The sequence below is a fragment of the Clostridium kluyveri DSM 555 genome (assembly GCF_000016505.1).
Classification (GTDB): domain Bacteria; phylum Bacillota; class Clostridia; order Clostridiales; family Clostridiaceae; genus Clostridium_B; species Clostridium_B kluyveri.
The window spans coordinates 255,977-282,923 of sequence record NC_009706.1; the positions used below are offsets into that span (position 1 = coordinate 255,977).

A 26,947-nucleotide genomic window follows, 5' to 3' on the forward strand; every position below is an offset into this window, starting at 1 on the left:
CCCGAATGGCCCGAAGTCGTCAGTGCGCTCCAAAGATGGATTTTGCAAGGCTTCCCGTCTTGAACATGGTGAAGCACAAGAGAACCGTATAGCCGATTACCGTCCATATGGCTCCAATGGGGTCGCCGCCTACAGCGATACTCTGCACCAGCTTTGCGTAAATCCCCACGCATACCAAAATCAACAAGCCTTGAAAACCCACAGCACACAAAGATTTTAAATAGTTCTGGCCCATGCCGCCGATTTCCCTGTTGACCAAGGTTGCCATTGGCACCGGGGCTAAACTGGTGAGTAGGTAAATTTCAATCATTCTGCCGTACACAATGACAAACACAACAATATTGATTGCTACGACAATAATCTTTATCAGAAAGGATTGCATCCACAGGCCAAGCAGAGGGCCGATTTCCATTGTCATGAGCTGGGTTTCCAAGCTGTCCATCATATCGGGGCTTACCGCCGTGTTTCCTGCAATCACGCCCCCTGCACTGTTTATGACGCTTTGGGAAACATCAAATACCGCCATCACGATATTGAATGTGTTGGAAAGAAGCAGTACTGCGATAAAGGTTTTGAATATCCACTTGAAAAAAATCCATGTGTCAATATCGTGCAGGTTATTCCGGTCAATGAGCATTTGAATCAGCTCATAGCACATGACAAAGGTAAGCACCAGTCCGGCAATCGGCAAGACAACCGTTTCGGAAAGCTGCCGTATGAGAGAGAACACACCGGGGTTCCAATTCCCCGGCGTGGTTCCCACCTGTGTTGCAATCTCTCCGATCTGGTCGTTCACGTTCTCGAAAAGGCCGCTTAAATTGCCCATGATACCGTCCACCAGCAGGCCCTTTATCCATTCGTTAATCCAGTCGGTGAGAAAATCCATACCGGCCTACCTTAAAACAGGCTGGAAAGCATAGGCACAAGCGTTGTTCCCAGCAGGATAACGCCGCCCCCGGCCATGAGCTGTTTAATGCCTTGCGATTTCGCGCCCGGATTGTCCGACCCGTAACCTTCCAAAAGGTTGATAACGCCCCACACGGCAAGACCCGCGCCAAGAGCTACAACAAGGGTTTGCAAGGTACTAACTGCACTCGTAAAAAATCCCATAATCTGATTACCTCCATATTTTCATATTGTTTTCGGGTACAAAAAAACCGCCATTTTCGGCGGCTGTCACTTCGGGACAAGTTGGCCCGAAGTTATGCAAATGCTTCCGGGTCGTCCACATCATCATAGTTGAGAATGTCCTCGTTCTCGTCTATGGCGGCGGTTTCCTCGTCGGCATTTACTTCATAAACGGTATACTGCTCATTGGGATTGAGCTTTTTCATGCGGCGGTTTACCAGCTTTGAAGCGTCAAAAGCGTTGCGCTTATCAGCTTCGGCGGTATACCTGTAATTGGGGTGCTGTTTTAAATCGTATTTGGGGGAAAGGAATGGATGCAGGCCGCGAAGCTGTAAAATACACTTGTTGCCCGGCATAGTGGTCAATTCGTCCATTGTCATAAGCTCCTTGCCGAGCCGTTGCAAGTTCTGTCCATAGCTTTCCGACTGGCCCCGCGTCCGGCTTTCCGTCTGCATGGAAATGGTTTCTTTCCCCAAAACCTCCGAAAGTTCCTTGATGGTGGAATGTTCCCGGCCACCAAGAAAAATCACGCTGTCCATATTTCCCATAATGGTTTCAGCGTGGTCTTTATATAAGGCTTTGAGCTGGCTTTGCGCCTGTAAAAACAGGCATAAGGATATTTCGCGGGAGCGGATAACGGCAACCAATTTTTCCAATTGCGGAACCTGTCCCGTGTTGGCGGCTTCGTCCCATAATACCCTTACATGATGGGGGAGCCTGCCGCCGTATTTGCTGTCAGCCCGTTCACACAAAAGATTGAACATCTGCGAAAAAGCAAGGGCAACAATAAAGTTGTAGGTCGTATTGGTGTCGCTGATGATGAAGAAGGTGGCGGTTTTCTTATCGCCCATGCGGTCAAGTTCCATTTCATCATAGCTCATAATCTCCCGGAGCTGTCCAATATCAAATGGGGCAAGTCTGGCTCCGCAGGAAATCAGGATACTTTTCGAGGTTTTCCCGCTGGCGAGCTTGAATTTTTTATACTGGCGCACCGCAAAATGGTTGGGATTGCGCTTTTCCAAGCCAAGGAACATATAGTCCACGGCGTTCTTGAAATTTTCATCATCTTCCCTTGTTTCCATGCTGTTCAGCATATCCACTAGGGTATTGATATGGCGTTCTTCCTCCGGCCCCTCAAGGACGATATAGCCGATTAAAGCACAATAAAGCAAGGTTTCTGCTTTCGTCCAGAATGGATCACCCTCTTTACCGTCGCCCTTTGTGTTCTCAATCAGAGCGTTTACAAACTTCAAAATATCGCTTTCCGTCTTTAAGTAGGCCAGCGGGTTATAGTGCATTGACCGGGCAAAATCAATGGAATTGAATACCTTGATTTTGTAGCCCTGCTTTTTCAGAAAAGAGCCGACCTGCTCTAAAATGCCGCCCTTTGGGTCAACCACCACATAGGATGAATGAGCCTGTAAAAGCTGTGGGGTCAGCCAAAAGCGAGTTTTCCCGCTTCCGCTGGAGCCTATGATACAGCAGTTAAGGTTTCGGGCGTTGGCGGGATTGGCGGGTCGGGTATTCATGGTAAGAAGCTCTGTCCCGGTTAGTATCACGTTGTTGCTGAATTTTGGGTCGATAAAGGGCTTGATGTCCTTTGCCGTTCCCCACCGGGCCGAGCCATATTCCACATCCCTCCGAAACTTTTTTGCGTTTTTTACCTTATACCATACCACCAGCCGGAGTATGACCGCCCCGGCAAGGCCAATGAGCCAATCGGACAGCACAAAGCCCGGCGCAAATGAAGCAAACGCCGGGCTTATAGTCTTTATCATGCCAACCAGTTTATTTCCGAAGTCTGCACCTGCCGCAAGGCGGTAGGCTGTGCCGAGCTTCAGACAGAACCACAGCACCAACAGATAGGGAACATTGGGAATCACATATCTACGGATTTTATCGTTCATTCCGCACCACCTCCCGTTTTCGTTCCTTTTGTCGCGGTTTGGTGCGCTCCCTGTCGGCAAAGGCTTTTAACTGTTTCAGAATAGAGGGGTGGCGGCTCTTGCCCCGGTTCAGCACCAGCTTTGTATATTCGCCAAAACAGGCGGTAATAGCGTCAGCCTGCCCGGCCTTGAAGAATAACAAATATTTATCCGGCCCGGTTTTGTGAAAAGCATAATCTACATTGTACTTTCGGGCCACACGGTCAAAGAGCTTCGTATCCCCGGACAGGTCAAGACTGTTTGTAGAAACGCCGTGGTTCATCAACTTTTTTACGCTCTGTCTGCCCTGCGGGGTCTGCCGCTTCTGATGGCCCTTTTGTATCTGCCGGAGTGCTGCCGCCAGCACCTTTGCCAGCGTCCGGCCCGTCAGTTTTGTAGCATTGACAGATAGGGCAACCGTCCGGCGTTCAATATCTTCCTGCATGAAATTCCTCCTTTCCTGCCAGATATGGCAATCGTATAGGCGGGAGGACTTCGGGCCAAGTTGGCCCGAAGTGTGTTACCTCTCTGCATTGACAGGGCGGGGGCGTTCTGTGGTGGGAGCGTCCTTTTGTGCCTGCGCGATTTTTTCATTGTGAGTAGCAAGAGCTTCCCGGATAGAGGGCTTTTTCTCTGCCGCCCGTTCTTCCAACCGTGCCAGCGTATTCAAAGATTTTTCTATATGGCTTTTTATACTGGAAAAATGGGAACGCTCCGCACGGAATGGAGCGGATATGACCGCCGCCAGCTTGCCGGGCTGTTTTACTTCCTGTGCCGCTTCTCTGCCAAGCATGACCCGACCCATGTTTTTCAAATGCCGCCCGGCTTGATGGTATTCGGTGCTGATGGCTTCGATTTTGGCAATAGCCTTATCGTCGTACTGAATATCCTTTGTGAGCATATCCCGCATGGCTTCTAAAGTGGGGCGCACCTTGAAGAACCGGGCTACGTTATCCAGCGCGGAAATGCCGGTTTCCTTAAAAGCGGTAACGGCGTTCTTACAACCGTCTATGACGCTTTGCTTTAGCTCCGCCAATTTATCCCGCAAGTCCAATACCTGCCCCTGCATAACAATGACCGCCTTTTGCAAAGCGGTCTTAACCGGGTGGTTCTGTTCCTGTGCTGTTCGGAGTTCCTGCCGCATGGCGGCAAGCTCCTTTACAGCGGCGTCAAGCTGTTTTTCCATTGCTCCGACATGATGCAGAACCGCAAGAAAATCCTTTGTGGACGGGGAATTGTTTTCCCGCAATATCGCCAAAAGCTCCTTAACGTGTTCATTTTCCAAAATCGGCTCGGCGGTAGTTTTCGTTTTTGCCATAGGCTTTAACCTCCTTTCACACTTCGGGCCAAGTTGGCCCGAAGTTGGTTATCGTTCCGCATTGGCGGGGTGGGGGCGCTCACGGGCGGCGGTGACGGTTTCGTTTATCATCTTCCCGTAGCTTTCCAGCGTTTTCTTGATGGATTTTTCCGGTTCGGGATAAGCAAAAATTCGGTATTCCTCCGGTAAATCGTCCCTGCCGCTGTAATACTCAGTGAAGCTGTCGCCTGTCCGTACCACATAGCCGCCATCGGTAAAACGCCCGTCGTCGTCCAAGTTCATATCCCGCCCATAGGCTTCATAATCAATATTGTTTTCCAAATGCTCCGGGATTTCCAGCGTACACATTTCCTCAACATAGTAGCGGCCTAAATCTTCCTCATTCTCAACCCCGGCGTAAAACTCAAAACAATCCAGATTTTGCGTAAGGTTAATTAGGGCGGGTACACTGTTGTACTCCCCGAAGTCCACGGCGGCAGAAAACTTTTCTAACTCCCATTCCTCCATATCGTCCAGCAGGGAAGCCAAGAAGTTCAACTCATCAATGCTTTCATATTCTCCTAAGCAGTCACGCAGACCGGGAATGTCGGTTTCATAATTAGTAATGAAAATTTCCTCATACCGCACACCGTCCACATGGATACGCTTCAAAAGAGCCTGCACTTCCTCGGTGGTGGCAGGGAGCTTTAAAGGCTCCCCGTCCAAATATCCCTCGTTATACCGTCCAAGATTGGTAACAAAGGCTTCAAGCATGGTCTTTTTCCTGCCCCTGTGTTTTCACGGTCAGAATCCCGTCCAGCGTGGTTGCCGTGATGTTCAGCCGCCCGGCAACGGCAATGTCGTTTTTCACGTCCTCGTCAATATCGCTTCCGCATACGACAAGTACATGGGCGCGGCGCAGGAGATCCCGGCTCATATCAATGCCGCTTTTATGTTCCTCCGGGATTGCGTCATTGAGAAAAAGCGGAAGATACAGGGTCGGGCAAACCGGGGAAAACCCGGCTTCATAGACTGCCCGGCAATACTGCGCCGCCTGTTTGGTATCCGTATCGTGATTGCCGCACCACGCGGCAGTAATGTATGCTAAAGGTCGTTTCATGATTTAAGCACCTCCGTTCTTGTTGCGCTGAATGTGTCAACCTATCCCCCCGCCCTTTCCACGCTTGGAAAGGGAGCAGCTCAAAGGAATATATATCCCCGTCGCTTGACTGCCTTAAAGCATAACCGGGAGAAATCCGTCAAGAGTGCGAAGCACCGCCTACGGCGGCAAGCTCTTGACCGATTTTCCCGGCTATGCTACCCAATAAGCGGCGACGGGGAATATATTTATCCTTAGAGCTTTGGGGCACGGGGCAAAGCCCCGCATATACCGACTTCGGGCCAACTTGACCCGAAGTGCTTATTTTTCCTGTTCGGCTTTCTTTTGAGGAGCCGAAACCTCTTTCAGCTTCGCCTTGTTTTCCTCCAGCAGTTTCATAATGGTATCCTTCATTTCGCGAGGTGTTTTCTCCTTGCCGAAATACTGGCTTAATTCCTGACTTGAAATAATCACTTTGTCTGCCTCCTTTTTTTCTTCTAACATGATTCCGTCAATCACATCGGGGTTTAACAACTTCTTTTGGTCAAGGTCACGCATACGCTGTGCCTGTGAGAGTGAGGGAGCCGACTGCTGGCCCTCAATGGCGATAGCGATATACCGCTGATTTTTGGGCTTGATGAACGCAAGCTCCACGGCGGGAGTGAACGCGATTTTCTTTTCGTCCACCATTTTTATAAGGTCGGGAACCAACTCATTGAGCTTAATATACCGCTGAACCTGCTTGACCGTCATTTTGTTGCGCTCTGCTACAACCTCATTGGAGCGTTGCCCGTTGCCGGTTCGCGCGCCCTGCCGCTTGATGGCTTCCAACTGCATTTGCAGGGCTTTGGCCCGTTCACTGGGCAGGATATTTTCACGCTGGTTGGTGTTGTCCTCTACCATCTGCGTGATGGCCTGTTCGTCCGTCATGTTGCGGATAATACAAGGCATATCCGCAAATCCGGCTAATTCGCTGGCCTTCTGGCGGCGGTGGCCTGATACGATTTCATAGCCGCCATCTTCACGGGGGCGCACAATGGCAGGCTGGGTAACGCCCTTGTCCTTAACGCTTTCCACCATAGCCGCCATTTCTTCATCATTACGAACCTGAAACGGGTGATCTTTGAAAGCGAAAAGCTCGGAAAGATTGAGATAAACAATCTGTTCCTGTTCGCCGGGGCGGGGTGCTTCCCTCGGTTCGGACGGCAGTTCCGGGGCAGGGGACGGCGTTTCCTGCTGTGCCTGTTCCGTAGCTTGCGGGGAATCAGAAGCCCCGCCGCCAATTTCTGCGGCTTGTTTCGGTTTATCCGGCTTTTCCGGTTTTACAGCCTTTGGGGCTTTTTCCTGTTTGGCAGGGCGAGTAGGCTTTTTGTCCGCTTTTTCAGTGGTTTTTTGTGAGCGAGATTTGGGCTTGCTGTTAGCCGTTTTCGGCTCGTTTTCCTTTCCCTTATCCATACCGGGTTTCTCTGGCTCTGCCTTTTTTTCGGTGTGTGCTGATTTTTCCATGTCCTTTTTTTCGGGGGCGGTCTGCTCCGCTTCCTTTACCGCCGCCTGTTTCCCGGAAACAATCTCATTGATTTTGTCAAAGGAAACCACCACATCACCGGGGGCGGGAATGTCAATGGGGGTAGGTACTTTCGGCCTGTCCTTATCAGATTCATGCAGGGCGGCTCCGTCCTCATGGGGAAGTGCCGCTGTTTCTTCGGCAGTCTTTTCCGGGGCAGGAGCTTTGCCGCCAATCTCCGGCATGGGTTTGGGAGTGCTTTTTTCTTCTGCTGCGGCTTCCTGTGCCGGGGCGGTTTTTACTTCGTCCGGTTTGTTTGGCTCATTTTTTGCCATGCGTTTTTCCTCCTTGTCTGTTTTATGGCATGAAAAAGGGGCTTGATTTTTTAGGTCAAGCCCCACAGGGATTTGTAATCCCCCCTTTCCACTTCGGGCCAAGTTGACCCGAAGTTCCGCTATCCAGATACAAAAATACCGCCTATCTTGTCCAATTAGGCGGTATCCTGTGTAATGTGATAGCTCATATTTTATTTTGGTATTCCCTTATCCCGCATAGAATAAGGGTTTTTGCAGTTTTCCTAATACGTTTGGCTCATATGTAGACACTGTAGGAAAAAATACAAAAAAGATAAAAGAATATATAGCAAATCAATTAAAAGAAGATCAAGCCAGCGAACAATTAGCATTTGATATGGACGACCCTTTTAAGGGTAACTAATGGAATAATGTACGCGGCAGATCGTTTTTACATCTTGAGATGTTGCTTTGGGAGCAGGGCTATGCCCGAAAAAGCAAAACCACTAGTTTTACTAGTGGATTTTTATTGTGAATAATAAAATGTTTGGTTATGTAAGAGTTTCAAGTAAAGAACAAAATATTGAGCGACAAATAAAAGAGATACAGGAATTAGGTATTAATGAAAGAGATATATTTATTGATAAGAGAAGTGGTAAGGACTTTAATAGGCATCAATATCAAGCATTAAAACAATGTTTACGTGAAGGGGATCTATTATACATTAAATAACTTGATAGATTCGGACGTAATTATAAAGAAATAATGCAGGAGTGGAATATTATCACTAAAGAAATTAGAGCAGATATAAAAGTATTGGATATGGATTTATTGGATACGACTAAAAATAAAGACTTACTTGGAAATTTCATAAGTGATTTAGTATTGCAGGTACTGAGTTTCGTAGCTGAAAATGAGCGTAAAAATATAAAACAGAGACAAGCAGAAGGAATAGCAATCCTTAAAGCTAAAAATGGAGGTAAAGGAATAGGTAGACCGGCAGCACAATATCCAAATAATTTTAAAGAGGTACATGATAAATGGAGAGCAGGAGATATTACTGCTGTGGTAGCTATGAAGGAATTAGGGTTAAAAAAGAATACGTTTTATAAACTAGTAAGAAAGTATTCAAAAGTCGATTGTAAGTAGATAGGACAATCTTTATAAATACATAAACGTTTATGAAAATAAAAAATTGCTTCCTATTATATATGTATTTAATTAAGCAATAAAATTATCAAGAGTTAAAAGAAAAAAGAATTGAAAAAAATCATAGACAAAAAGTAAATGTTATAAAAACTAGTAAAGATTTACGGATGAACTTACTATAATGTGGTTGTGGCAGTAGTTACCAATAATACAAATGGAGAAGAAATGAAAGAGTTGGTGAAATAACAAAAGGTTATGTATGCAGACATAGAATAATGGGTGGAAATATAGAGTACAGAGTTAAAAAAAGGCTTACCTTTAGGTGGTATCTGTGATATAAAGATAGTAAGCCACTGGTATCTGAAGTTAATGGCTAAAGATATAAATATAAGTTTAATACATATCATAGCTAATATTGAAATTTTCTGATAAAATAAAGCTATAAGAGAGGAATGATTACATGGAAAGATTAAAGCCTTTAAATGACTTCATCTTTAAGAAAACCTTTGGTGAAGATGAAACAAAGGATAACCTAATAGCATTACTTAATGCGATTTTAAGTAAAAAAGATATAGATAAATTAGTAACACTGGAAATAGTTGAAAATAAGCAGCTAACACCAGAACTTATAGAGGATAAGACGGGTATAATAGATGTCAGAGCTAAAATAGCAGATGGTACACAACTAGAAATAGAAGTACAATTAACCAACCAGCATAATATGGATAAAAGAACCTTATGGTATTGGGGAGAAATATATTCAAATGGCATTAAAAAGGGAGAAGATTACAAAAAGCTTGCAAAGGTAATAACTATAAACATACTTGACTTTGAATATATTAAAATACCAGATAAATTCCATACAACATTCCACTTATGGGAAGATGAAGTTAAAGACTATATGCTAACAGATGTAATAGAGGTTCATTTCATAGAAGTTGAAAAATTTAAGAAGCTAGAAAATAAAAATCTAAAGGAAGATAAGCTTCAAAGGTGGCTATCATTCTTTAGAGAAGATATAAATAAAGAAGAATTAGAGGAGTTGATGGATATGGATGCAGATATCAGGAAAGCAGAAGAAAAAATAAAATATCTAAGTAGTGATCCAGAAACATTAGCACTTTACAAAGCAAGGGAAAGGTCACTGCATGAGAGAGCTAATATGATTAGTTCTGCTAAAGAAGAAGGAAGAGAAGAAGGAAGAGAAGAAGGAAGAGAAGAAGGAGCTAATGAAAAAGCAATAAAGTTAGCAAAAAATTTTTTGAAAATGGGATTGACAGTTAAACAAGTTGCAGAAGGTTCAGAACTTCCATTAGAGAAAGTAATTGAATTAAAAAAACAAATGTCTAACTAGGTATAGCTAATTTAGAGGAATAGTATATAAAAACTGTTCCTCTTTCTTTAGATAAGATATTATAAGTAAAGAAGAATTAGAGGAGTTGATGGATATGGATGTAGATATCAAGAAAGCAGAAGAAAAAATAAAATATCTAAGTAGTGATCCAGAAACATTAGCACTTTACAAAGCAAGAGAAAGGTCACTGCATGAGAGAGCTAATATGATTAGTTCTGCTAAAGAAGAAGGAAGAGAAGAAGGAGCTAATGAGAAGGCTATAGAAAGTGCCATAAACTTTTTAAGACTTGGTATAAATGAGGAAATAGTAGCTAAAGGAACAGGATTAACAATAGAAAAGGTAATCGACCTAAAAAACAGATAGCTAACTAAGTATGGAGTTATTGCCCTCATCTTTATATAAATACAAAATTGTGATGTAATTTAACAGGGTAAAATGAAGGCAAATTAATTGTATGATGAAGTGAAATAATATAAAATCAGTGATTTTTAAGATTTACACACAAATTACACACGACCAGAAATATGAGGTTTGGAATTATCAATATGTAGTATTTGAAGTGGCTGCATAAGCGTTATATATAGTAGATTTTAGAAAATTTGATTTAGTACCTCTGTTCTCAAAGAGATAAAGAAAATACATATAAATTATATGATTTATATTATACAATTCATTATCTTAGGTTCACAATATAAGAAATTAAGAGGTTGTAATTTAGATTTTAATGATTTAAATTACAGCCTCTATTTTTTATGATATTGTAAGTAAGGATAAGTAGATTTTTTAGTATATAAGTTTAAATTATAAAAATATATTAATAACTTTTAAATCCTTAGGTAAAAATATATATGTTGAAATAATTATAGGGAGTGAGTTTTTTGAAGGTAAAAAATATAGGTTTTGTATTTACTGTAACTTTAACGCTGATATTTATTTTTATATTAAATAATATATATATACCTTTAGGATTAAGTAGTAATAATATTGTTAAAGCTGTAGAGAAGGAGAGTATTACAGTACTCTTAGATCCTGGGCACGGGGGAATAGACAGTGGGGCTGTATCAAAAGATGGTATAATGGAAAAAGATATAAACTTAAAAATAAGTAATAAACTCAAGGACAAGTTATTGGGAAAAGGATATAAAGTGGTTATGACACGATATGAGGATAAAGGTCTTTATACGGATTGTGGAAGGATAAGGAAGAAGAAGATAGAGGATTTGGATAATAGGTGTAAGTTGAAAGAGGATTCTAAATGTAATATGTTTATAAGTATACATTTAAATATGTTTCCTCAGTCCAAATATTACGGTGCTCAAGTGTGGTATTCTAAAAATGAAAACAGCAGAAGATTTGCTGGTATTCTTCAGAAGAATTTAGTTAATGATTTAGATAATAGTAATAATAGAAAAGAAAAAGCAGCTTTTGATTCCTATAAAGTATTAAGGTGCAAAGACAGTATGCCTTCAGTACTAATAGAATGTGGCTTTCTATCTAACACTGAAGAAAAAAATAAATTGTTAAAGGATGAATATCAGGATAAAATAGCAGAATGTATAAAAAAATCTATTAATGAATATTATTCCTTAAATTAATGCCTAAAAATATTTGGCTTGCAATTTAGAAAGAATAAGACTGCAGTACTTAAATATAGGTAACTGCAGTTATTGAATTATATGCGAAAAAGGATAATTATCAGTCACATAGTGTAATTTAGCTTGTGTTATTATGTCTCATAAAATATTAAAAATAAAATATTTTATTCACAAATCTTCCTGATTGTAATAGCATTTAAAGAATATTGATATTTATCTTGCACTATGCTAACATTTAGGTAAAGAAATGGGTTTATACAATAGTAATAGTTCAGTAGTTTTGAGGTGAGTACCATAGACATTAAAATAAATAAGGACAGCAGTGTCCCGTTATATTTACAGATTAAAAAACAAATAATAAATTTATTAAAAAGAAATATTTTAAAGGTAGGTGATAAGATGCCTACAGAAAGGGAATTATCTGACAAGCTTAAGGTAAGTAGAAATACCATAAGTACAGCTTATAATGAATTAGAACAGGAAGGTATCTTGAGATCCTATCAGGGAAGAGGAACTTTTGTTGAAGGAGAATTAAATATTTGGAAAATTCAGAATATAAAACAAAAAATAATAAAATTTATAGATCTTGGATTTGAAGAAGCAGTAAGAATAGGAATGGATGTGGATGAATTTTTAGAGGTTATCACTCAAAGAGTAAGAGAAAAAAGAGATTTTATGAGTAAGATAACTGCCATATATGTGGAGTGTAATATTGAACAAGCTGAAATATTTGGAAAACAACTTATGGAAAATACAGATATGAATATAGTTTCTGTTACACTTGAGGATATAAGTAAGGGTAGTAATGAAATTAATAAAGTTATAGAAAAAAGTCAGATTATAATAACTACATTTAATCATGTTAATGAAGTAACTATGTTAACTAAAAAGTTTCAAAAAGAAATAATAGGAGTTTCAATAAATGTAGACTTAGAAACTATAGTTAAGATTGCAAGGTATCCTGAAGAAACTAAGTTTGCATTTATTTGTATATCAAATGAATTCATGTTTAAGGCTAGAGGAGCACTTGAAAAGGCTGGACTTCACAATATAAATATGCAATTTACCAATACCATGAATAAGCAGGAGCTTTTAAAGATAATAAATAGTTCGGATGTATTAGTAGTATCCCCCGGAAGATATAAAGATGTTAAGTTATATGATGTAAATCATAAACATATAATGAAATTTTTATATAATGTAGATGATAATTCTATAAGGGATTTAAAATCAAAAATAATTGAGCTTAAATACAATAAATGATAATTTTAAAGATACTTTTTGTACTAAGCAAATATAATTATAATGTAATAGATTTATTAAGTTTAAAAGGTCATAGAATGGAATAAGTTAAAAATATAGAGGGGAATAGGTATGAAATTAAAAAATGAAAAATGGCCGGAAGAATATTTTTTTAAAACTAGAAATAAAATATTAAATTATGATATTAAAGGTGCTGTGGATTATTTAAGAAAGGTGCCAGATTATAAAAATTTTTCGAAGAGACTTATAGCAGCAAAAGAGGATTTTATAACTTTAATACAACCAGGAATGGCTAACATACCAGAGGAACGGCTTGGATTATTAAAATATTTACAAGATGAAGGTAAACCAGACTTACTTTTGGTCAGTATGTACAATAGCGTAGCGCAAAATGAAAATAATAGTTCTTCAAATTTAAAATACTTTATCGAAGAATGTAGAGAAATATGTGAATCTGTTGATTTGCCTATTCAAGGTACATATAATACTTTTGATTGTAAACTTCTAGCAGAAATAATTTGTTTGTGTGGTTTTACATCTAGTCAAGGAGGAGCAATATCTCATAATATACTTAATGCAACAAATATACCTATAGAAAAATCTATTCTAGACTGGCAATATTGCGATAGATTAGTCGGATTTTACGAAGAACAGGGTATATCCATAAATAAGGAGACTTTTGGAGTGGCTAACTATAATGCTTTGATTCCTCCAAGTATTTCAAATGCAGTATCTATAATAGAAGGACTGCTTGCAGCAGAACAAGGTGTTAAGAATATAACCGTAGGAATAACACAAGGGGGGAATTTGATTCAGGATATAGCATCTATAAAAGCTTTAGAAGAACAGATAGGGGAATATATGAAAGATTATGGATATAAAGATGTTTATATAACTACATCATTTCATCAAAGTATGTTAAAATCTTCAGAGGATAAAGGGAAGAATTTTGGAACTACATCTGTAGGAACAGTTACAGCAGTTTTAGCAGGAGCTACAAAGGTTGTAATAAAGACCTCCAAATTAACTAAAGAAGTTAATAGTGCCATAATACGTGCTGCAAAAATGCCAGTAGATATTTTAGGTGGACAAAGGCTTGCTATGTCTAAGGAATTAGAAACAGAGGTAGTTATAATTAAAGCAGAAGTAAAGTGTATATTAGACAAGGTTTTAGAATTGGGAAGGGGAGATCTAGCTGTAGGAGTGGTAGAAGCTTTTGAAAATGGGGTCATAGACATTCCTGTGGCTTCTGAGAGATATAGTAAAGATGGAGGGATGACTTCTGCCAGAGATAACACAGGAGCAATAAGGTATATGAGATTTGGTAATATACCTTTTACACAAGAACTAAAAAATTTTAATAAGAGAAAGATGGAAGGTAAGAATATCAAAAATAAATTTTAAAATAATCTGATCAAATATATTAAGGGGGAACAGTGTTAAATTATGAGAGAGATACATATATCTGATATAGTAAAAGCCGTAAGGAAACTTTGCATAGATGCCAACCATTATCTTCCAGAGGATGTTAAAGAAGAAATAAAAAAGTATGCAGAAGAAGAAAATTGGCCTATGGCAAAAGATATTCTGTATAAGATACTTAAGAATATAGATATATGCAATAATGAAAATGTACCTATGTGTCAGGATACAGGAATGGCCTGTGTTTTTATAAAAATTGGGCAGGATGTTCATGTAGTGGGTGGAAGTATAGAAGATGCTGTAAATGAAGGAGTCAGGCAGGGGTATATAGAAGGGTACTTAAGAAAATCCATAGTTTGTGATCCTTTAAATAGGATAAATACTAGAGATAATACTCCAGCAGTAATATGTTATGAAATAGTTGCAGGAGATAAATTTAATATAACAGTAGCTCCCAAAGGATTTGGCTCGGAAAATATGAGTCAGATTAAAATGTTAAAACCGGCAGATGGAATAGAGGGAGTCAAGGATTTTATAGTAGGTGTGGTGAAAGAGGCGGGTGCTAACCCCTGTCCTCCTATAGTAGTTGGTGTAGGTATAGGAGGTACCTTTGATAAGGCTGCAAATCTTGCTAAAAAAGCACTTGTAAGACCTTTGTCTTTAAGAAATAAAAATAAATTTTATAAAGATTTAGAAGAAGAACTCTTAGTTAAAATAAATTCTCTTGGAATAGGTCCTCAGGGATTTGGAGGTAAAACCACAGCTCTTGCAGTAAATATAGAAACTTATCCTACACATATAGCGGGATTGCCTGTAGCAGTAAATATAAATTGTCATGTTACAAGACATAAAGAAATAGAATTATAATATTTAGTGATGATAGGAGTTGAAAAGTCGTTTAGTTGACGATAAGTATAAATGGAAAAAAATATTACATGTCCTTTAACAGAGGAAAAAGTTAAAAGTTTAAAAGTGGGAGATAGTGTGTTAATATCTGGAACCATATATACTGCCAGGGATGCTGCTCATAAAAGACTGATAAAATTAATAGAGGAAGGTAAAGAGCTTCCTATAGATATAAAAGATTCCATAATATATTATGCAGGACCTACTCCTGAAAAACCAGGCAATATTATAGGGTCTGTAGGTCCAACCACTAGCTATAGGATGGATTCTTTCACACCTATGTTATTAGACAAAGGGTTAAGGGGAATGATAGGAAAAGGTCTTAGGTCAAAAGAGGTTATAGAATCTATAAAAAAGAATAGAGGTATTTATTTTGCTGCTATAGGAGGTGCGGCAGCAATTATAGCAAAATGTGTAAAAAAAGTGGAAGTAGTGGCCTATGAAGATTTGGATTCAGAAGCTATAAGAAAATTGGAAGTAAAAGATTTCCCTGTAATTGTAGTGATAGATTCAGAAGGAAATAATTTATATGAGATAGGGAAAAAAAATTACTTAAACTTTAATAGTTCTGAAATTTAAAATTTCAACATACTTAAAAATAAATTAATATAATTTTTTATAAATAACTTTAAAAAATACAATGGAATCTTAAAAAAATTCTGCCTATTTACGACATAAAGCTTGTAGAGATTCAACGAAAAAAGTATAATTATGAGTATACTACTAAGTCTTAAAGTTTAAAAAAGGAGGTTAAGAATATATAAGAATTAACAATTCTTATTGGTGTATTATGGGTATTGATTTAACTGTAAATGATTTTAATGCTAAAGGTGGCATAAATAAAGGGAAAAATGATGATAATATAAATAAAAATGAAGTTGCTAGTGATGTAGAGGGAGAACTTATTAAATCCATATATATGAATTGTATTTCAGAGAATTATAATGGAATAGATGCAATTATAGATAAGGAATATACTAGAGATGATATTATTAAAGATAAAAAAGAAAGAGAATGTAGGAGAAAATGGCTTATAAAGGATTATTTAGCACCTCTGCTCTCTATGAAAGTCAACTATCCAGGAATTTGTAAGAATAATTGTGTGAGCTTTGGAATAATGAAGATATTTTGCAGTTTGGTAATTAATGAATTTAAAGATAGAATAATGTATAAAGATTTACAAGTAACAAGTGAAGGTCCTATACTGACCTTAGTTATTAATGGTGATGTCTGTAATATAAAGAGAAGGGTTATCGGTATAGAAGAAAATCACATCTTGGGAAAATATATTGATATAGAAGTATATAATAGTGATGGAACTAAGGTTAACAGAAAAAATCTTGGATTTAAACCTAAGAAATGCTATATGTGTGATGAAGAACTTTCGGATTGCATAAATGATAAAAGGCATGATGTAAATGAAATGAAACAGTGCATAAAAAATGAACTTGAAAAGTATTTAAAGAACAATGAATTTAAAAATTAAATCATGTGGAAAATTTAATTTTTAAGTAAATAATTTAGTCTTTCAGGCAAATTTTTCTGAAGGGCTAAATTAAAGCTGTTTAGGAGGAAATATAAATGGCTTTTAATAGAAAGAAAACGATAAATTCTAATCCACCTAGTAAAAATACCTTGAAGATAAAAGGTATAATATTTTGTATTTTGTGTATTATAGCAGGAGTTTTAATAACCAAAGTTTATTATGATAATAGATATAATAACAGCAATAAAAATTTACAAAATGTTACCACAGAGGATTCAGTGATAAAAAAAGCAGATACCAGCCAGGTTGAAAGTGAAAATAACAGAAAATTGGAACAAAAATATAAAGAAGCGGAAGAGTCTTTTAGTAATAAACAGTATGTAGATACTATAGCTAAAGCAGATGAAATAATCCGTGAAGATAACACATTTTATAAGGCTTATAACATAAAAGGGATAGCATTATGTTATAACAACAATTATGAAGAAGGAATGAATAATATAGATAAATCTCTTAATTTAAATCCTGATTTTGGATATGCAAGGTTCAATAAAGCTCTTGCCTATGAACTTTATGGAAAATATGAAGAAGCTCTTAATTGGTATGACAAAGCTTTAGAAGTAGAAAATTATATATGGAGTTATTATGGTAAAGCAAGTATATATGGAAGGCGTGGAGATGTTTCAAATACGGTAAAATTTTTAAAAATAGCTGTAGATATGTCTCCGGATATTAAGGAAATAGCTAGAGAAGAAGAGGATTTTAATCCTGTGAAGGATTCACAAGAATTTCAGGATTTAGTAAAATAGCATAGCTGTTTTATATAACATAATCTCAGGAGGAAAATAGATGAAGAAAGGTATACCAGCTTCTAAAGGTTATGCAATAGGTAGGATAGTTATAAAAGAAGAAAGTGGATTAAAAATTGAAAATACATATGTGTCAAATGTATCAGAAGAAAAAGCAAGATTTGAACGAGCATTGATTTTATCTAAAAAACAGCTTGAAAAAATAAAAACAAAAACTAAACATCAGTTGGGAAAGGGTAAAGCAGAGGTGTTCGAGAGTCACATTATGCTTTTAGAGGATATAGAATTTGCAGGTGCAATAGAATTAAAAATAGAAAAAGAACATATAAATGCAGAAAAAGCCGTTTATGATATAGTAAATTTGTATATGGAAACTTTCAAACTTATGAAAGATGAATATATAAGAGAGAGAGCAATGGATATAAAAGATGTAGGTGATAGAATACTTTCCAATCTAACAGGAAATATAACATCCTTAGGAAATTTGAGTAGTAATACAGTAATTGCAGCTCACGATCTAACACCATCAGATACAGTTCAGTTGGATAAAAATAAAGTAATAGCTTTTATTACGGATCTTGGGGGAAAGACTTCTCATAGTGTTATTATGGCGAAAGCTTTCCAAATACCTGCAGTAGTGGGTATGAAAGATATAACAAGTTATGTTAAAAATGGAGATTTGGTTATTGTAGATGGCGTAGAAGGGATAGTTATGGTAAACCCCGGCAAAGAATTAGTGGAAAAGTATAAAATTAAAATAGAAGAATATGGTATAGAAAAAGAAAAACTTAAAAGTATAATAAATTTAAAGACAGTTACGAAATCAGGAAAGCAGATAAAACTTTTAGGAAATATAGAGAGATGTGAGGATGTAGAGCAGGTCATAAAAAATGGTGGAGATGGTATAGGACTTTTTAGAACTGAATTTTTATATATGGATAGAGATGCTATGCCCCAGGAAGATGAGCAGTTTGAAGCATATAAGTATGTGCTTGAAAAGATGAAAAATAAGCCTGTAGTTATAAGAACGTTGGATATAGGTGGAGATAAAAAATTATCATACTTTCCTATGGAAGAAGAATGCAATCCTTTTTTGGGTTACAGATCCATTAGAATATCTCTTGATAGAAAGGATATATTTAAAGTTCAACTTAGAGCTCTTTTAAGAGCGTCAGTTTTTGGAAATTTAAAGATAATGTTTCCTATGATAAGTTCTGTAGAAGAATTTTTACAAGCTAAAGAAGTATTAAAAGAATGTATGGAAGAACTTGCTTTAGAAAAAAGGGAATTTAATAAGGAACTAAAAGTTGGAATAATGGTAGAAGTACCTGCTGCGGCCATAAATGCAGATGAAATGGCCAAATATGCAGATTTTTTTAGTATTGGAACTAATGATTTAATACAATATACTCTAGCTGTAGACAGAGTAAATGAAAAGGTAGCCTATCTCTATAACCCAATGCACCCAGCAGTATTATCTCTTATAAAGACCACTATAGAAGCTGCACATAAAAATAAAAAATTGTGCAGTATGTGTGGAGAAATGGCATCAGATGAGAATGCAATTAAATATTTAGTAGAATGTGGATTGGATGAATTTTCTATGAGCCCTCAATCTATATTAAAAATAAAGCAATTTATTAAAAGTTATTGTTAAAAGTAAAATTGGCGTAGTTTTTAGCAGGAAAATATTATGATATAATTTAATTAAGATATATGATAGGAATAATACCAGAGATTATATAAAAGGGGGATTACACGGTGAAATCTAAAAAAGTGAATTTTCTAATATGCTTGTCTTTGATGGTTTTAGCTTTATCATTTACAGCTTGTTCTTCTGATAAAAATACTTCTTCTAATAAGGTAAATACTAATACTTCTTCTAATAACAATGATAAAAAGGTAAACTCAGATACTGCAGCTGTTGATACTAAGGATAAAAATAATGAACAAACAACACAAAATAATGGTTCTTCCTCAAGTACTGCCAAAAATACAAGTGGAATAAATTTTATAAAAAAACAATTGGATAGTAGTACGGAAATAACCTTTAATACTGATTGGAAAAATTCAGAAGATGGAAGTTATAGTGCTTGTATAGAGGGCAAGGGCAGTGAAGCTTTAGAAGAAGGTATAGGAAAAATAATAATAAAAAGTGGACAAAATCTTTATAGTTATGAAATAGAGAATAATACTCAAATATCACCTAAATATATAGAATGGGCTGATGGAAAAAACCTATTTGTAGTCGTAGCATCTTCTCATGGAACACTAGCAAAAGGAGGAGATTTGTATATGCTTAATGTAAATACAGGAGAAGTTTCGCTTTTAATAAAGGATTCAAATAAAAAACAACAGATAATGTCTGTACAAAAAGATGGAAATAATATAAATTTGAAAGTGAATATTTATGATGATGATGCATATAATGAATCTCATGTAGAAGATTGGGTTATTACTCCCTTTAATACAAGCTTAAGTGGCAAGATAGAAGTTAAAAATTCTGATGGGAAAGTAGTATATAAGATAAATGAATAAATCACAGAAGATATATAATAAGGCCTTAAATAAATATAATAACGGATATATAAATGCTGCCATAAAGTTATGTGAGGAAAGTATATCTATAGATATAAAAAATAAAGCATCAATTAATCTTAAAGGGCTTTTGTTATATTTAAAAGGTGATTTGGATAAGGCACAGAAGCTTTGGAAAATGAATTATCAGGTTAATGGGGATGAAGTTGCCCAAAAATATCTTGAGAGTTCAAAGAAAGATAATGAGAAAATTCAATTCTATAAAAAAGCTCTAGGATTAATTGAGGAATTTAAAATAGATGAGGCTTTAGTATTATTAGAAAAATGTACTGAAAGTGATTTTAATTACATCAATATAAATAATTACAGTGCATTGTGCTATATGAAGAAAGGTCAATATGCTAAAGCCTTGGAGAAGATAAACAATGTACTTAAGCTGGATGTTAAAAATATTGAGGCTAAAGAAAATATAAAATTGCTTGAAAACGTGGATATAATAAGCAAAAAAAATAATATAAGAAAAGTATGTTGTATTTCCTTTATTGGTATTTTAATAGCTTGTGGTATATTTCTAATTGTGAATAGGGGCAATAAATCAATTGTAAGTTTTATAAAATTTTTTAATACAGGAACCATGAAAGCACAAAATATAAATTATGAAAATAATAAAAAAATTGAAAATGTCAATGGGAAAATTGATAAAAATGTAAAGAAGACTTTTCCTCTTGAAGATATGGAAAATTATATAAAAAATAAAGATTATGATTCTATGTATGTACAGGTTATGAACTGGAGAAGTAATAAACTGAACTCTAATGAGGAAAATTTGCTATCTGAGGCATACAAGCTTTTAACTACAGAAGGATGTGTTTATTTTTATAATTTAGGGTGTAACTATTTAAAAAATAAAGATTATAATAATGCAAAGACTTATTTAAAAAAATCCTATGAATTTGGAACAGGAAATGAATTATATCCTCATATAATTTATATGCTTGGAACTTCTTTCGATTTATCGGGAGATTTAAAAGGAGCTATAAAATATTATGAAGAATATGATGGTAGTTTTTCTGATGGAAGTTATGAAGAAACGGTGTTATATAGGCTTGCTGTCATATATAAGAATTTAAATATGGAACAATCTAAAAGCTATGCTAAAAAATTAGTAAACACTTATCCTGAATCTATTTATAATAATTCACAAATAAATAATTTAATAAATTAAGGACTAAAAAAGTTGACGTGAGAAATAATATAATATACAATATAATTAAAAAACATACCCCTACGGGGTATAAGGAGGGTGAAAAATGGTAGAGGAAATAAAAGATATAAATTTTTCAGAATCTGTTAAGGAATCATCAACTCCAGTGGTAGTTGATTTTTGGGCTTCATGGTGTGGTCCTTGCAAAATGCTTTCACCTGTTATAGAAGAGGTTGCTAGTGAACTAGAAGGAAAAGCTAAATTTTTCAAGATAAATGTAGATGAGAATCCCGTTACAGCAGCTCAATTTAAAATTGGAAGTATTCCAACTGTAATGGTGTTCAAAGATGGAAGTGTAGTGGAACAATTTATTGGTTTTAGGCCTAAAGATACAATAAAAGATGTCTTAGAAAAACACATATAATAAAAGTGTTTTATAATTGGAACAAAAATGCATTAGGGGGTGAGGTTAATTGGAACATAGATATGATATTGCCATAATAGGCAGTGGCCCTGCCGGAATTTCTGCAGCTATTAATGCTAAGATAAGGAATAAAGATATTATTATTTTTGGCAATGAAGAACTTAGCGATAAATTGATCAAGGCTCCTAAGATCAGCAATTATATTGGATTGCCAGATATAACAGGATTGGAGTTAAAAAGTAAATTCCAAAATCATTTGGATGTTATGGGAATAAACATAACATTTGAAAAAATAAATTCTATATATGCTATGGGACAATATTTTGCTCTTGCAGTTAATGAAAAGATGTATGAGGCAAAGGCAGTTGTACTGGCTACAGGTGTAGAATATACAAAACCTTTAAAAGGGGAACAAGAATTTCTAGGCAGAGGAGTAGGCTATTGTGCAACCTGTGATGCACCTCTTTATAAAGATAAAACAGTCACTGTTATTGGTTACAATAAAGAAGCGGAAAAAGAAGCCAACTATGTAAGTGAACTTGCAAGTAAAGTATATTATATACCTGTATATAGGGAAAATCCTAATTTAAAAGATAATGTGGAAGTGATACAAGATAAAGTCTTAGAGATATATGGTACAGATAAAGTAGAAAGAGTCGTTCTAAAGTATAAATCAATAAGTACAGATGGAGTTTTTGTATTGAAAAGCAGTATTGCACCAGATCAGCTTATGCCAGGACTTATCCTAGAAACAGGGCATATAAAAGTAGATGTAAATATGAGAACAAATATAGAGGGATGTTTTGCAGCAGGGGATTGTACAGGAAAACCATATCAGTATATGAAAGCTGTAGGTCAGGGACAGATAGCTGCACTTAATGCTGTTTCATATCTGGATAAATAAAATATTGGTTTAAAGTTTGATTTTATGGAAAGAGGCATCAGAGTTGAATGATGATGGATGTTTCTTTTATATATTTTAAGAAGGGTTGTGAAGAGCAATTGTTAAATTGCTTTGCACAACCCTTTTTTTAATTTACTACAAAAAACACATGGTTTCCTATATATTTAATATTTCTCTTATTAATATTTTTCATCCACTCTGATGTAGCTATCTTTGGATTATAAAAGAAAGTAGATCTTCCTGTGGGATCCACTCCTTTTAATGCCTGCGCTACTGCAGTGTAGCTATTTTGGTTTGGAGTTACATTTATATCTCCATTTTTTACACAAGAAAAAGCTCCTTTTTGTTTTATGACGCCTTGTATTGTCTTTGGAAATTCAGGATATTGCACTCTGTTTAATATTACAGATGCCACAGCTACCTGGCCTTCAAAAGGTTCAGAATTACTTTCGGCATAAACCACTTTAGCCATTAGGTCCACGTCATCCTGAGTTATGTATATCTTTTGGTTAGAGTAATTAAATACCTGCACAATCTCGTCTTGCTGATTAAATAACATAGAATTATCATTGTTAGCTTCCTCTGCGCTTACTTTTACAGAGAGTGTTAGTAGTAATAACGAAAAAATTATAAAACAAAAAAATTTTTTCAAAATATATCCTCCTTATTACCGACGGGGTTAGCTGACGGGTTCGGAAAAGGCATAACCTACGTAATAAATTACGATTCACCCCAAAATAGTACTGGTTTCCCCGTGTTTTTTATAAAACTTAGGCTAATGATATTGTACCCACTTAGTAAAATAAAATACTAAAAAATATACTTTATTAAAAATTTATTAAAATAAGTACTGCAGACATATAAACAATGTTAAATGGTATATAATTAATATAGATGTCAGTAACAACAGGATGGTGAAATTAGTGGAGCTATTGCAGCTAACGGTTAATTCAGTAAAAAATATAAGTATAACATCTATTATGGATATACTGGTAGTAGCATATATACTCTATAAAGTATATATGCTTATAAAGGAGACTAGAGCAGAGCAACTTTTAAAGGGAATTATGCTTATAATATTTCTTATACCTATAAGTAGTTTTTTCAATTTAGTGATGCTTAATTGGATACTTACAAAAACTTTAACTATAGGAGTTTTGTCTATTGTAATTATATTTCAGCCGGAAATTCGCAGGGCGCTTGAGCATTTAGGAAGAACGGCTTTTAACGATAAGCATATATTGGCGGATGAGGAGATAATGGAAAAGGTTGTAACAGAAATTGTAACTTCTGTAGAAAGTTTATCGCAGAGTAAAACTGGAGCTATTATTGTCATAGAGCAGGTCACAGGTCTTGGTGATGTAATAAATACAGGAACAAAGTTAGATGCAGTAATATCTTCTTCACTTTTAGAGAATATATTTGTGGTAAATACTCCTCTACATGATGGGGCAACTATAATAAGAAATGATAGAATAGTGTCAGCAGGTTGTTTTTTGCCCCTTACAAATAATAATCAATTAAATAAAAAATTAGGAACAAGACACAGAGCGGCAATTGGAATATCGGAAAACTCTGATGCTTTGGTTATAGTGGTATCAGAAGAAACTGGTATAATTTCTTTTGTGGCCAATGGAAAGCTCATGAGAAATTATACAAAAGATAGATTAAAAAAAGTTCTTACTGCTATAATGAAAAAAAGATTTCAGAGCAAATCTACATGGAGAGAGAAGGTGATTGAGTGGAAGGAAAAATTAAAGAAAATCAAATTTTAATAAAAATATGTTGTGTTGTTGCAGCATTTATTTTATGGTTATATATATACAATATAGAGAATCCTACAGTAGAAAGAAAAATTGTGGTGCCTGTAACTATAGTCAACAAAAATATACTTGCTCAATCAAAACTTGTACAAGTTGGAAAAAAAGAATTTAGTGTATCTCTTCTTGTAAAAGGAAATGCTTCCGATTTATATTCTATCAAGGCTGCTGATTTTGAATTGCAGTCAGATTTTAATTCTTATGTTATGAAAAAAGGGGAAAATACTGTACCTGTATCAGTAAAAAAAAGTCCTGATGATATAACTATTATTAATAATGAAAATCTATGGATAAAGATTCAATTAGATGAATTAAAACAAAAAACTTTTTCTATAAAAGCAGTGTCACAAGGGAAAGTTAAAGAAGGATATTATGCATTAGAACCTATATTGGAAATACAGCAGGTAGAAATTAGTGGGGCGGGAGATGTAATAAACAAAGTAAAAACGATTATAGGAAGTTATGATTTAAAATCTGCATCCTCAAATATAAATACTTCATTAGCACTACAGGCACAGGATGTATCAGCCAATGTATTAGGGGATGTAGTTATTAAGCCATCTTCTGTTAAGGTTACTATACCTGTTGTTAAAATAAAAACTGTTCCAATAAATATTAAATTGCAGAATAATACTTCAGATATTAGTAAATCAATAACTGCAGAACCAGAAAAAGTGGATATAGCAGGAGAGGAAAGGATTATTAAAGATATAAATGGAATAGATACGGAATCTATCGATTTAAGTAAAATTCAAAGTGAAGAAAACATTCAGGCAAAGTTGATAGTGCCGCAAGGTGTAAAACTGGTTACTGGTACTGGAGTGGTGAAATTAAAAATAAATTCAAGTGAATTAAATAATTCTAATAAAACTTCTCAGAAGGAAATGAATTTAAATATACAGATTAAAAATTTAAATGATGCTTATACAGCAGAGTTAAGTTCTAATAGTGTATCTGTAGTAGTTTCTGGCTCTGAAAGTATTATAAATAATTTAAGTGAAAATAGCATATCCTGTTATGTAGATGCCAGTTCTTTAACAGAAGGAGAACAAACTGCAGGAGTAGTTATATCTCTTCCAGAGGGGGTATCTTTAGTATCTCAGGATATACAAAATGTTAAGTTACAAGTTAGTAAAAAAACACCGGAGGGACAAAATGCCAATAGTAATCAATAATTTAAATATAAGTCTTGATCAAGGTTATGATGAGTTAAAAGCAAAAGCTGCTAAAAAGCTGAAGATAAGTAGTAGATATATTAAAGACTTTAAAATACTTAAAGAGTCTATAGATGCCAGGAAAAAAAATGATATAAAATTTAACTATTCAGTGAAAATAGTCTGTGAGAATGAAAAAAAAATAGTATCGAAATTAAAAAATAGAGATATAAAAATAGAAGAGCAAGGTTTAAAGGATAAATTAATTTGTGGCACAAAAAAAATGGAAACCAGGCCCATAATTGTGGGAATAGGACCTGCAGGTATGTTTGCAGGTCTTTTACTGGCAGAAAATGGATATAAACCTTTGGTAATAGAAAGGGGGGAAAAAATTGAAGAAAGGACGTTAACTGTAAATAAATTTTGGAATACCGGAGAATTAAATCTTGAATCTAATGTACAATTCGGAGAAGGAGGAGCGGGCGCTTTTTCTGATGGAAAGCTCACTACCAGGATAAAGGATAAAAAGTGTCATTTTATTTTAGATACTTTTGTGAAATATGGAGCTCCAGAGGAAATAATATATAGTGGCAAGCCCCATATAGGAACGGATAACTTAAAAATAGTGGTTAAAAATATAAGAAATAGAATATTGGAATTAGGAGGAGAAATACTATTTAAAAGTAAATTAGAAGATTTGATTATAGCACATAAAAAATTAAGAGCTGTGGTGATAAATGGCAGTGAAATCTCTTGTGATAATTTAATATTGGCTATTGGACACAGTTCGAGGGATACATATAAAATGCTCTACGAAAGAGATGTATTTATGGAACCTAAAGCATTTGCCATAGGGGTTAGAGTAGAGCATTCCCAATACATGATAGATATAAATCAATATGGAAAATTTGCAGGTCATCCAAAATTGAAAGCCTCGGATTATAGATTAGTATATAAAAGTAAAGAAGGAAGAGGTGTCTACAGTTTTTGTATGTGTCCTGGAGGAGAAGTAGTAGCTGCAGCTTCTGAGGAGGGCAGGCTTGTAACTAACGGTATGAGCTATTATAATAGGGCATCAAATAATGCAAATTCTGCTATAGTTGCAACTGTGGGAGAAAAAGATTTCCCGGGAAGTTCTCCACTTAAAGGCATAGAATTTCAAAGGCATTATGAGAATTTGGCTTATAATATTGGAGGAGGAAATTACATTGCTCCAGTACAGTTAATTAGAGATTTTTTAAAAGACAAAGTAACTTATAAACTGGGAGATGTAAAATCAACTTATAAGCCAGGATATGAATTTAGGGATTTAAATTTGTGCCTTCCTGAAAAGGTAACTTCGTCATTGAAAGAAGGATTTAATAATTTTGAGAGAAAGATAAAAGGGTTTTCAGAAGGGGACGGGATTATGATAGGAGTTGAAACTAGAACATCTGCACCGGTTAAAATAGTCAGAAATACTAATTTGGAGAGTATTTCAGTAAAAGGATTATATCCTTGTGGTGAGGGGGCAGGATTTGCAGGAGGTATAGTATCTGCTGCAGTGGATGGATTAAAAGTGGCTGAAAATATAATAAAAACTTATAGCAGTCTTGATAAATGATGTAAAATAGCCTTTATAAGAAGGTATTACAGTCAAATATATAATAGCAATAAATTTTGAACTTCAAAA

The 26,947-nt window shown here is 35.6% G+C and carries 26 protein-coding genes, 1 pseudogene and 1 riboswitch; of the genes and pseudogenes, 18 read left to right on the top strand and 9 right to left on the bottom strand.

All coding sequences use genetic code 11. From position 1 onward, the window contains the following. Positions 1 to 19: 19 nt before the first annotated feature. The 8 genes from CKL_RS01420 to CKL_RS01455 all read right to left on the bottom strand — a co-directional run bounded on the left by CKL_RS01420 (position 20) and on the right by CKL_RS01455 (position 7,288). Positions 20 to 886, bottom strand: a complete 867-nt coding sequence (locus tag CKL_RS01420; RefSeq protein ID WP_009064771.1) for a VirB6/TrbL-like conjugal transfer protein, CD1112 family — start codon at positions 884 to 886, stop codon at positions 20 to 22. Between the two features lie 11 nt (positions 887 to 897). Then, positions 898 to 1,110, bottom strand: coding sequence for a Maff2 family mobile element protein (locus tag CKL_RS01425; protein WP_011988858.1), 213 nt, complete (start codon positions 1,108 to 1,110; stop codon positions 898 to 900). Positions 1,111 to 1,202: 92 nt separating this feature from the next. Continuing rightward, entirely contained in the window at positions 1,203 to 3,035 is a 1,833-nt protein-coding gene (locus CKL_RS01430) for a VirD4-like conjugal transfer protein, CD1115 family (RefSeq protein ID WP_011988859.1), read from the bottom strand. Then, positions 3,025 to 3,498 (bottom strand): PcfB family protein, encoded by a 474-nt coding sequence (locus CKL_RS01435; protein ID WP_011988860.1) that lies wholly within the window; start codon positions 3,496 to 3,498, stop codon positions 3,025 to 3,027. The genes CKL_RS01430 and CKL_RS01435 overlap by 11 nt, the downstream gene beginning before the upstream one ends. A gap of 75 nt (positions 3,499 to 3,573) precedes the next feature. Continuing rightward, on the bottom strand, positions 3,574 to 4,371 hold the full coding sequence (locus CKL_RS01440) for a DUF6674 family protein (protein ID WP_011988861.1): 798 nt from the start codon (positions 4,369 to 4,371) through the stop codon (positions 3,574 to 3,576). A 48-nt stretch (positions 4,372 to 4,419) separates the two neighbouring features. Further along, on the bottom strand, positions 4,420 to 5,124 hold the full coding sequence (locus CKL_RS01445; protein ID WP_011988862.1) for an antirestriction protein ArdA: 705 nt from the start codon (positions 5,122 to 5,124) through the stop codon (positions 4,420 to 4,422). Beyond that, a complete protein-coding gene (locus CKL_RS01450) occupies positions 5,117 to 5,470 on the bottom strand; it encodes a DUF7768 domain-containing protein (RefSeq protein WP_011988863.1) in 354 nt (117 codons plus the stop codon). The genes CKL_RS01445 and CKL_RS01450 overlap by 8 nt, the downstream gene beginning before the upstream one ends. A gap of 300 nt (positions 5,471 to 5,770) precedes the next feature. Further along, a complete protein-coding gene (locus tag CKL_RS01455) occupies positions 5,771 to 7,288 on the bottom strand; it encodes a ParB/RepB/Spo0J family partition protein (protein ID WP_009064745.1) in 1,518 nt (505 codons plus the stop codon). Between the two features lie 501 nt (positions 7,289 to 7,789). Here CKL_RS01455 and CKL_RS01460 point away from each other — a divergent pair. The 15 genes and pseudogenes from CKL_RS01460 (at position 7,790) to CKL_RS01530 (ending at position 22,301) form a co-directional block, all read left to right on the top strand. Next, positions 7,790 to 8,395: pseudogene (locus CKL_RS01460) on the top strand (recombinase family protein). A 460-nt stretch (positions 8,396 to 8,855) separates the two neighbouring features. Continuing rightward, on the top strand, positions 8,856 to 9,749 hold the full coding sequence (locus CKL_RS01465; RefSeq protein WP_011988867.1) for an Rpn family recombination-promoting nuclease/putative transposase: 894 nt from the start codon (positions 8,856 to 8,858) through the stop codon (positions 9,747 to 9,749). A 94-nt stretch (positions 9,750 to 9,843) separates the two neighbouring features. Further along, positions 9,844 to 10,113 carry a hypothetical protein gene (locus CKL_RS01470; RefSeq protein ID WP_041700750.1) on the top strand — a complete coding sequence of 90 codons (270 nt, stop codon included), beginning with the start codon at positions 9,844 to 9,846 and terminating at the stop codon, positions 10,111 to 10,113. 515 nt (positions 10,114 to 10,628) lie between these two features. Further along, positions 10,629 to 11,345, top strand: coding sequence for an N-acetylmuramoyl-L-alanine amidase CwlD (cwlD, locus tag CKL_RS01475; protein WP_011988869.1), 717 nt, complete (start codon positions 10,629 to 10,631; stop codon positions 11,343 to 11,345). A 285-nt stretch (positions 11,346 to 11,630) separates the two neighbouring features. Next, on the top strand, positions 11,631 to 12,608 hold the full coding sequence (locus CKL_RS01480; protein ID WP_011988870.1) for a GntR family transcriptional regulator: 978 nt from the start codon (positions 11,631 to 11,633) through the stop codon (positions 12,606 to 12,608). 111 nt (positions 12,609 to 12,719) lie between these two features. Further along, positions 12,720 to 14,012 carry a methylaspartate mutase subunit E gene (locus tag CKL_RS01485; RefSeq protein ID WP_011988871.1) on the top strand — a complete coding sequence of 431 codons (1,293 nt, stop codon included), beginning with the start codon at positions 12,720 to 12,722 and terminating at the stop codon, positions 14,010 to 14,012. A gap of 42 nt (positions 14,013 to 14,054) precedes the next feature. Next, positions 14,055 to 14,897, top strand: a complete 843-nt coding sequence (locus CKL_RS01490) for a fumarate hydratase (RefSeq protein ID WP_011988872.1) — start codon at positions 14,055 to 14,057, stop codon at positions 14,895 to 14,897. 51 nt (positions 14,898 to 14,948) lie between these two features. Beyond that, positions 14,949 to 15,515, top strand: a complete 567-nt coding sequence (locus CKL_RS01495; protein ID WP_011988873.1) for a Fe-S-containing hydro-lyase — start codon at positions 14,949 to 14,951, stop codon at positions 15,513 to 15,515. A gap of 211 nt (positions 15,516 to 15,726) precedes the next feature. Next, positions 15,727 to 16,422 (top strand): citrate lyase holo-[acyl-carrier protein] synthase, encoded by a 696-nt coding sequence (gene citX, locus CKL_RS01500; protein ID WP_011988874.1) that lies wholly within the window; start codon positions 15,727 to 15,729, stop codon positions 16,420 to 16,422. A gap of 95 nt (positions 16,423 to 16,517) precedes the next feature. Beyond that, a complete protein-coding gene (locus CKL_RS01505; RefSeq protein ID WP_011988875.1) occupies positions 16,518 to 17,231 on the top strand; it encodes a tetratricopeptide repeat protein in 714 nt (237 codons plus the stop codon). 40 nt (positions 17,232 to 17,271) lie between these two features. Beyond that, on the top strand, positions 17,272 to 18,888 hold the full coding sequence (gene ptsP / locus CKL_RS01510; protein WP_011988876.1) for a phosphoenolpyruvate--protein phosphotransferase: 1,617 nt from the start codon (positions 17,272 to 17,274) through the stop codon (positions 18,886 to 18,888). A gap of 104 nt (positions 18,889 to 18,992) precedes the next feature. Then, positions 18,993 to 19,769 (top strand): DUF4652 domain-containing protein, encoded by a 777-nt coding sequence (locus CKL_RS01515; RefSeq protein WP_011988877.1) that lies wholly within the window; start codon positions 18,993 to 18,995, stop codon positions 19,767 to 19,769. Continuing rightward, positions 19,762 to 20,994, top strand: coding sequence for a tetratricopeptide repeat protein (locus tag CKL_RS01520; RefSeq protein WP_011988878.1), 1,233 nt, complete (start codon positions 19,762 to 19,764; stop codon positions 20,992 to 20,994). The genes CKL_RS01515 and CKL_RS01520 overlap by 8 nt, the downstream gene beginning before the upstream one ends. An 85-nt stretch (positions 20,995 to 21,079) precedes the next feature. Further along, complete coding sequence (trxA, locus tag CKL_RS01525; RefSeq protein ID WP_011988879.1) at positions 21,080 to 21,397, top strand: thioredoxin; 318 nt, start codon at positions 21,080 to 21,082, stop codon at positions 21,395 to 21,397. A gap of 49 nt (positions 21,398 to 21,446) precedes the next feature. After that, complete coding sequence (locus CKL_RS01530; RefSeq protein ID WP_011988880.1) at positions 21,447 to 22,301, top strand: NAD(P)/FAD-dependent oxidoreductase; 855 nt, start codon at positions 21,447 to 21,449, stop codon at positions 22,299 to 22,301. Positions 22,302 to 22,428: 127 nt separating this feature from the next. Here the strand turns inward: CKL_RS01530 and CKL_RS01535 are convergent, their stop codons facing one another. Then, the gene (locus CKL_RS01535) at positions 22,429 to 22,953 is read right to left on the bottom strand and encodes a cell wall hydrolase (protein ID WP_011988881.1); all 525 of its coding nucleotides are present in this window, start codon (positions 22,951 to 22,953) and stop codon (positions 22,429 to 22,431) included. A gap of 1 nt (position 22,954) precedes the next feature. Next, positions 22,955 to 23,088, bottom strand: a riboswitch (cyclic di-AMP (ydaO/yuaA leader). 124 nt (positions 23,089 to 23,212) lie between these two features. Between CKL_RS01535 and cdaA the strand changes: the two genes are divergently transcribed. The 3 genes from cdaA to CKL_RS01550 are packed head-to-tail and all read left to right on the top strand — an operon-like array spanning position 23,213 to position 26,878. Next, positions 23,213 to 24,076, top strand: coding sequence for a diadenylate cyclase CdaA (cdaA, locus tag CKL_RS01540; protein WP_012620095.1), 864 nt, complete (start codon positions 23,213 to 23,215; stop codon positions 24,074 to 24,076). After that, positions 24,043 to 25,296 (top strand): CdaR family protein, encoded by a 1,254-nt coding sequence (locus CKL_RS01545; RefSeq protein ID WP_011988883.1) that lies wholly within the window; start codon positions 24,043 to 24,045, stop codon positions 25,294 to 25,296. Before cdaA ends, CKL_RS01545 begins: the two co-directional genes overlap by 34 nt. Next, the gene (locus tag CKL_RS01550; RefSeq protein ID WP_011988884.1) at positions 25,277 to 26,878 is read left to right on the top strand and encodes an NAD(P)/FAD-dependent oxidoreductase; all 1,602 of its coding nucleotides are present in this window, start codon (positions 25,277 to 25,279) and stop codon (positions 26,876 to 26,878) included. Before CKL_RS01545 ends, CKL_RS01550 begins: the two co-directional genes overlap by 20 nt. Positions 26,879 to 26,947 lie beyond the last annotated feature (69 nt).

What these genes read in the sequence shown, in the direction of transcription:
- CKL_RS01550 (WP_011988884.1), top strand. Translation starts at nt 25,277, where the DNA reads ATGCCAATAGTAATCAATAATTTAAATATAAGTCTTGATCAAGGTTAT.
- cdaA (WP_012620095.1), top strand. Translation starts at nt 23,213, where the DNA reads ATGGTGAAATTAGTGGAGCTATTGCAGCTAACGGTTAATTCAGTAAAA.
- CKL_RS01425 (WP_011988858.1), bottom strand. Translation starts at nt 1,110, where the DNA reads ATGGGATTTTTTACGAGTGCAGTTAGTACCTTGCAAACCCTTGTTGTA.
- CKL_RS01440 (WP_011988861.1), bottom strand. Translation starts at nt 4,371, where the DNA reads ATGGCAAAAACGAAAACTACCGCCGAGCCGATTTTGGAAAATGAACAC.
- CKL_RS01465 (WP_011988867.1), top strand. Translation starts at nt 8,856, where the DNA reads ATGGAAAGATTAAAGCCTTTAAATGACTTCATCTTTAAGAAAACCTTT.
- CKL_RS01490 (WP_011988872.1), top strand. Translation starts at nt 14,055, where the DNA reads ATGAGAGAGATACATATATCTGATATAGTAAAAGCCGTAAGGAAACTT.
- CKL_RS01495 (WP_011988873.1), top strand. Translation starts at nt 14,949, where the DNA reads ATGGAAAAAAATATTACATGTCCTTTAACAGAGGAAAAAGTTAAAAGT.
- CKL_RS01430 (WP_011988859.1), bottom strand. Translation starts at nt 3,035, where the DNA reads ATGAACGATAAAATCCGTAGATATGTGATTCCCAATGTTCCCTATCTG.
- CKL_RS01505 (WP_011988875.1), top strand. Translation starts at nt 16,518, where the DNA reads ATGGCTTTTAATAGAAAGAAAACGATAAATTCTAATCCACCTAGTAAA.
- CKL_RS01485 (WP_011988871.1), top strand. Translation starts at nt 12,720, where the DNA reads ATGAAATTAAAAAATGAAAAATGGCCGGAAGAATATTTTTTTAAAACT.
- CKL_RS01435 (WP_011988860.1), bottom strand. Translation starts at nt 3,498, where the DNA reads ATGCAGGAAGATATTGAACGCCGGACGGTTGCCCTATCTGTCAATGCT.
- CKL_RS01450 (WP_011988863.1), bottom strand. Translation starts at nt 5,470, where the DNA reads ATGAAACGACCTTTAGCATACATTACTGCCGCGTGGTGCGGCAATCAC.
- CKL_RS01445 (WP_011988862.1), bottom strand. Translation starts at nt 5,124, where the DNA reads ATGCTTGAAGCCTTTGTTACCAATCTTGGACGGTATAACGAGGGATAT.
- CKL_RS01520 (WP_011988878.1), top strand. Translation starts at nt 19,762, where the DNA reads ATGAATAAATCACAGAAGATATATAATAAGGCCTTAAATAAATATAAT.
- CKL_RS01420 (WP_009064771.1), bottom strand. Translation starts at nt 886, where the DNA reads ATGGATTTTCTCACCGACTGGATTAACGAATGGATAAAGGGCCTGCTG.
- citX (WP_011988874.1), top strand. Translation starts at nt 15,727, where the DNA reads ATGGGTATTGATTTAACTGTAAATGATTTTAATGCTAAAGGTGGCATA.
- CKL_RS01455 (WP_009064745.1), bottom strand. Translation starts at nt 7,288, where the DNA reads ATGGCAAAAAATGAGCCAAACAAACCGGACGAAGTAAAAACCGCCCCG.
- ptsP (WP_011988876.1), top strand. Translation starts at nt 17,272, where the DNA reads ATGAAGAAAGGTATACCAGCTTCTAAAGGTTATGCAATAGGTAGGATA.
- trxA (WP_011988879.1), top strand. Translation starts at nt 21,080, where the DNA reads ATGGTAGAGGAAATAAAAGATATAAATTTTTCAGAATCTGTTAAGGAA.
- CKL_RS01470 (WP_041700750.1), top strand. Translation starts at nt 9,844, where the DNA reads ATGGATGTAGATATCAAGAAAGCAGAAGAAAAAATAAAATATCTAAGT.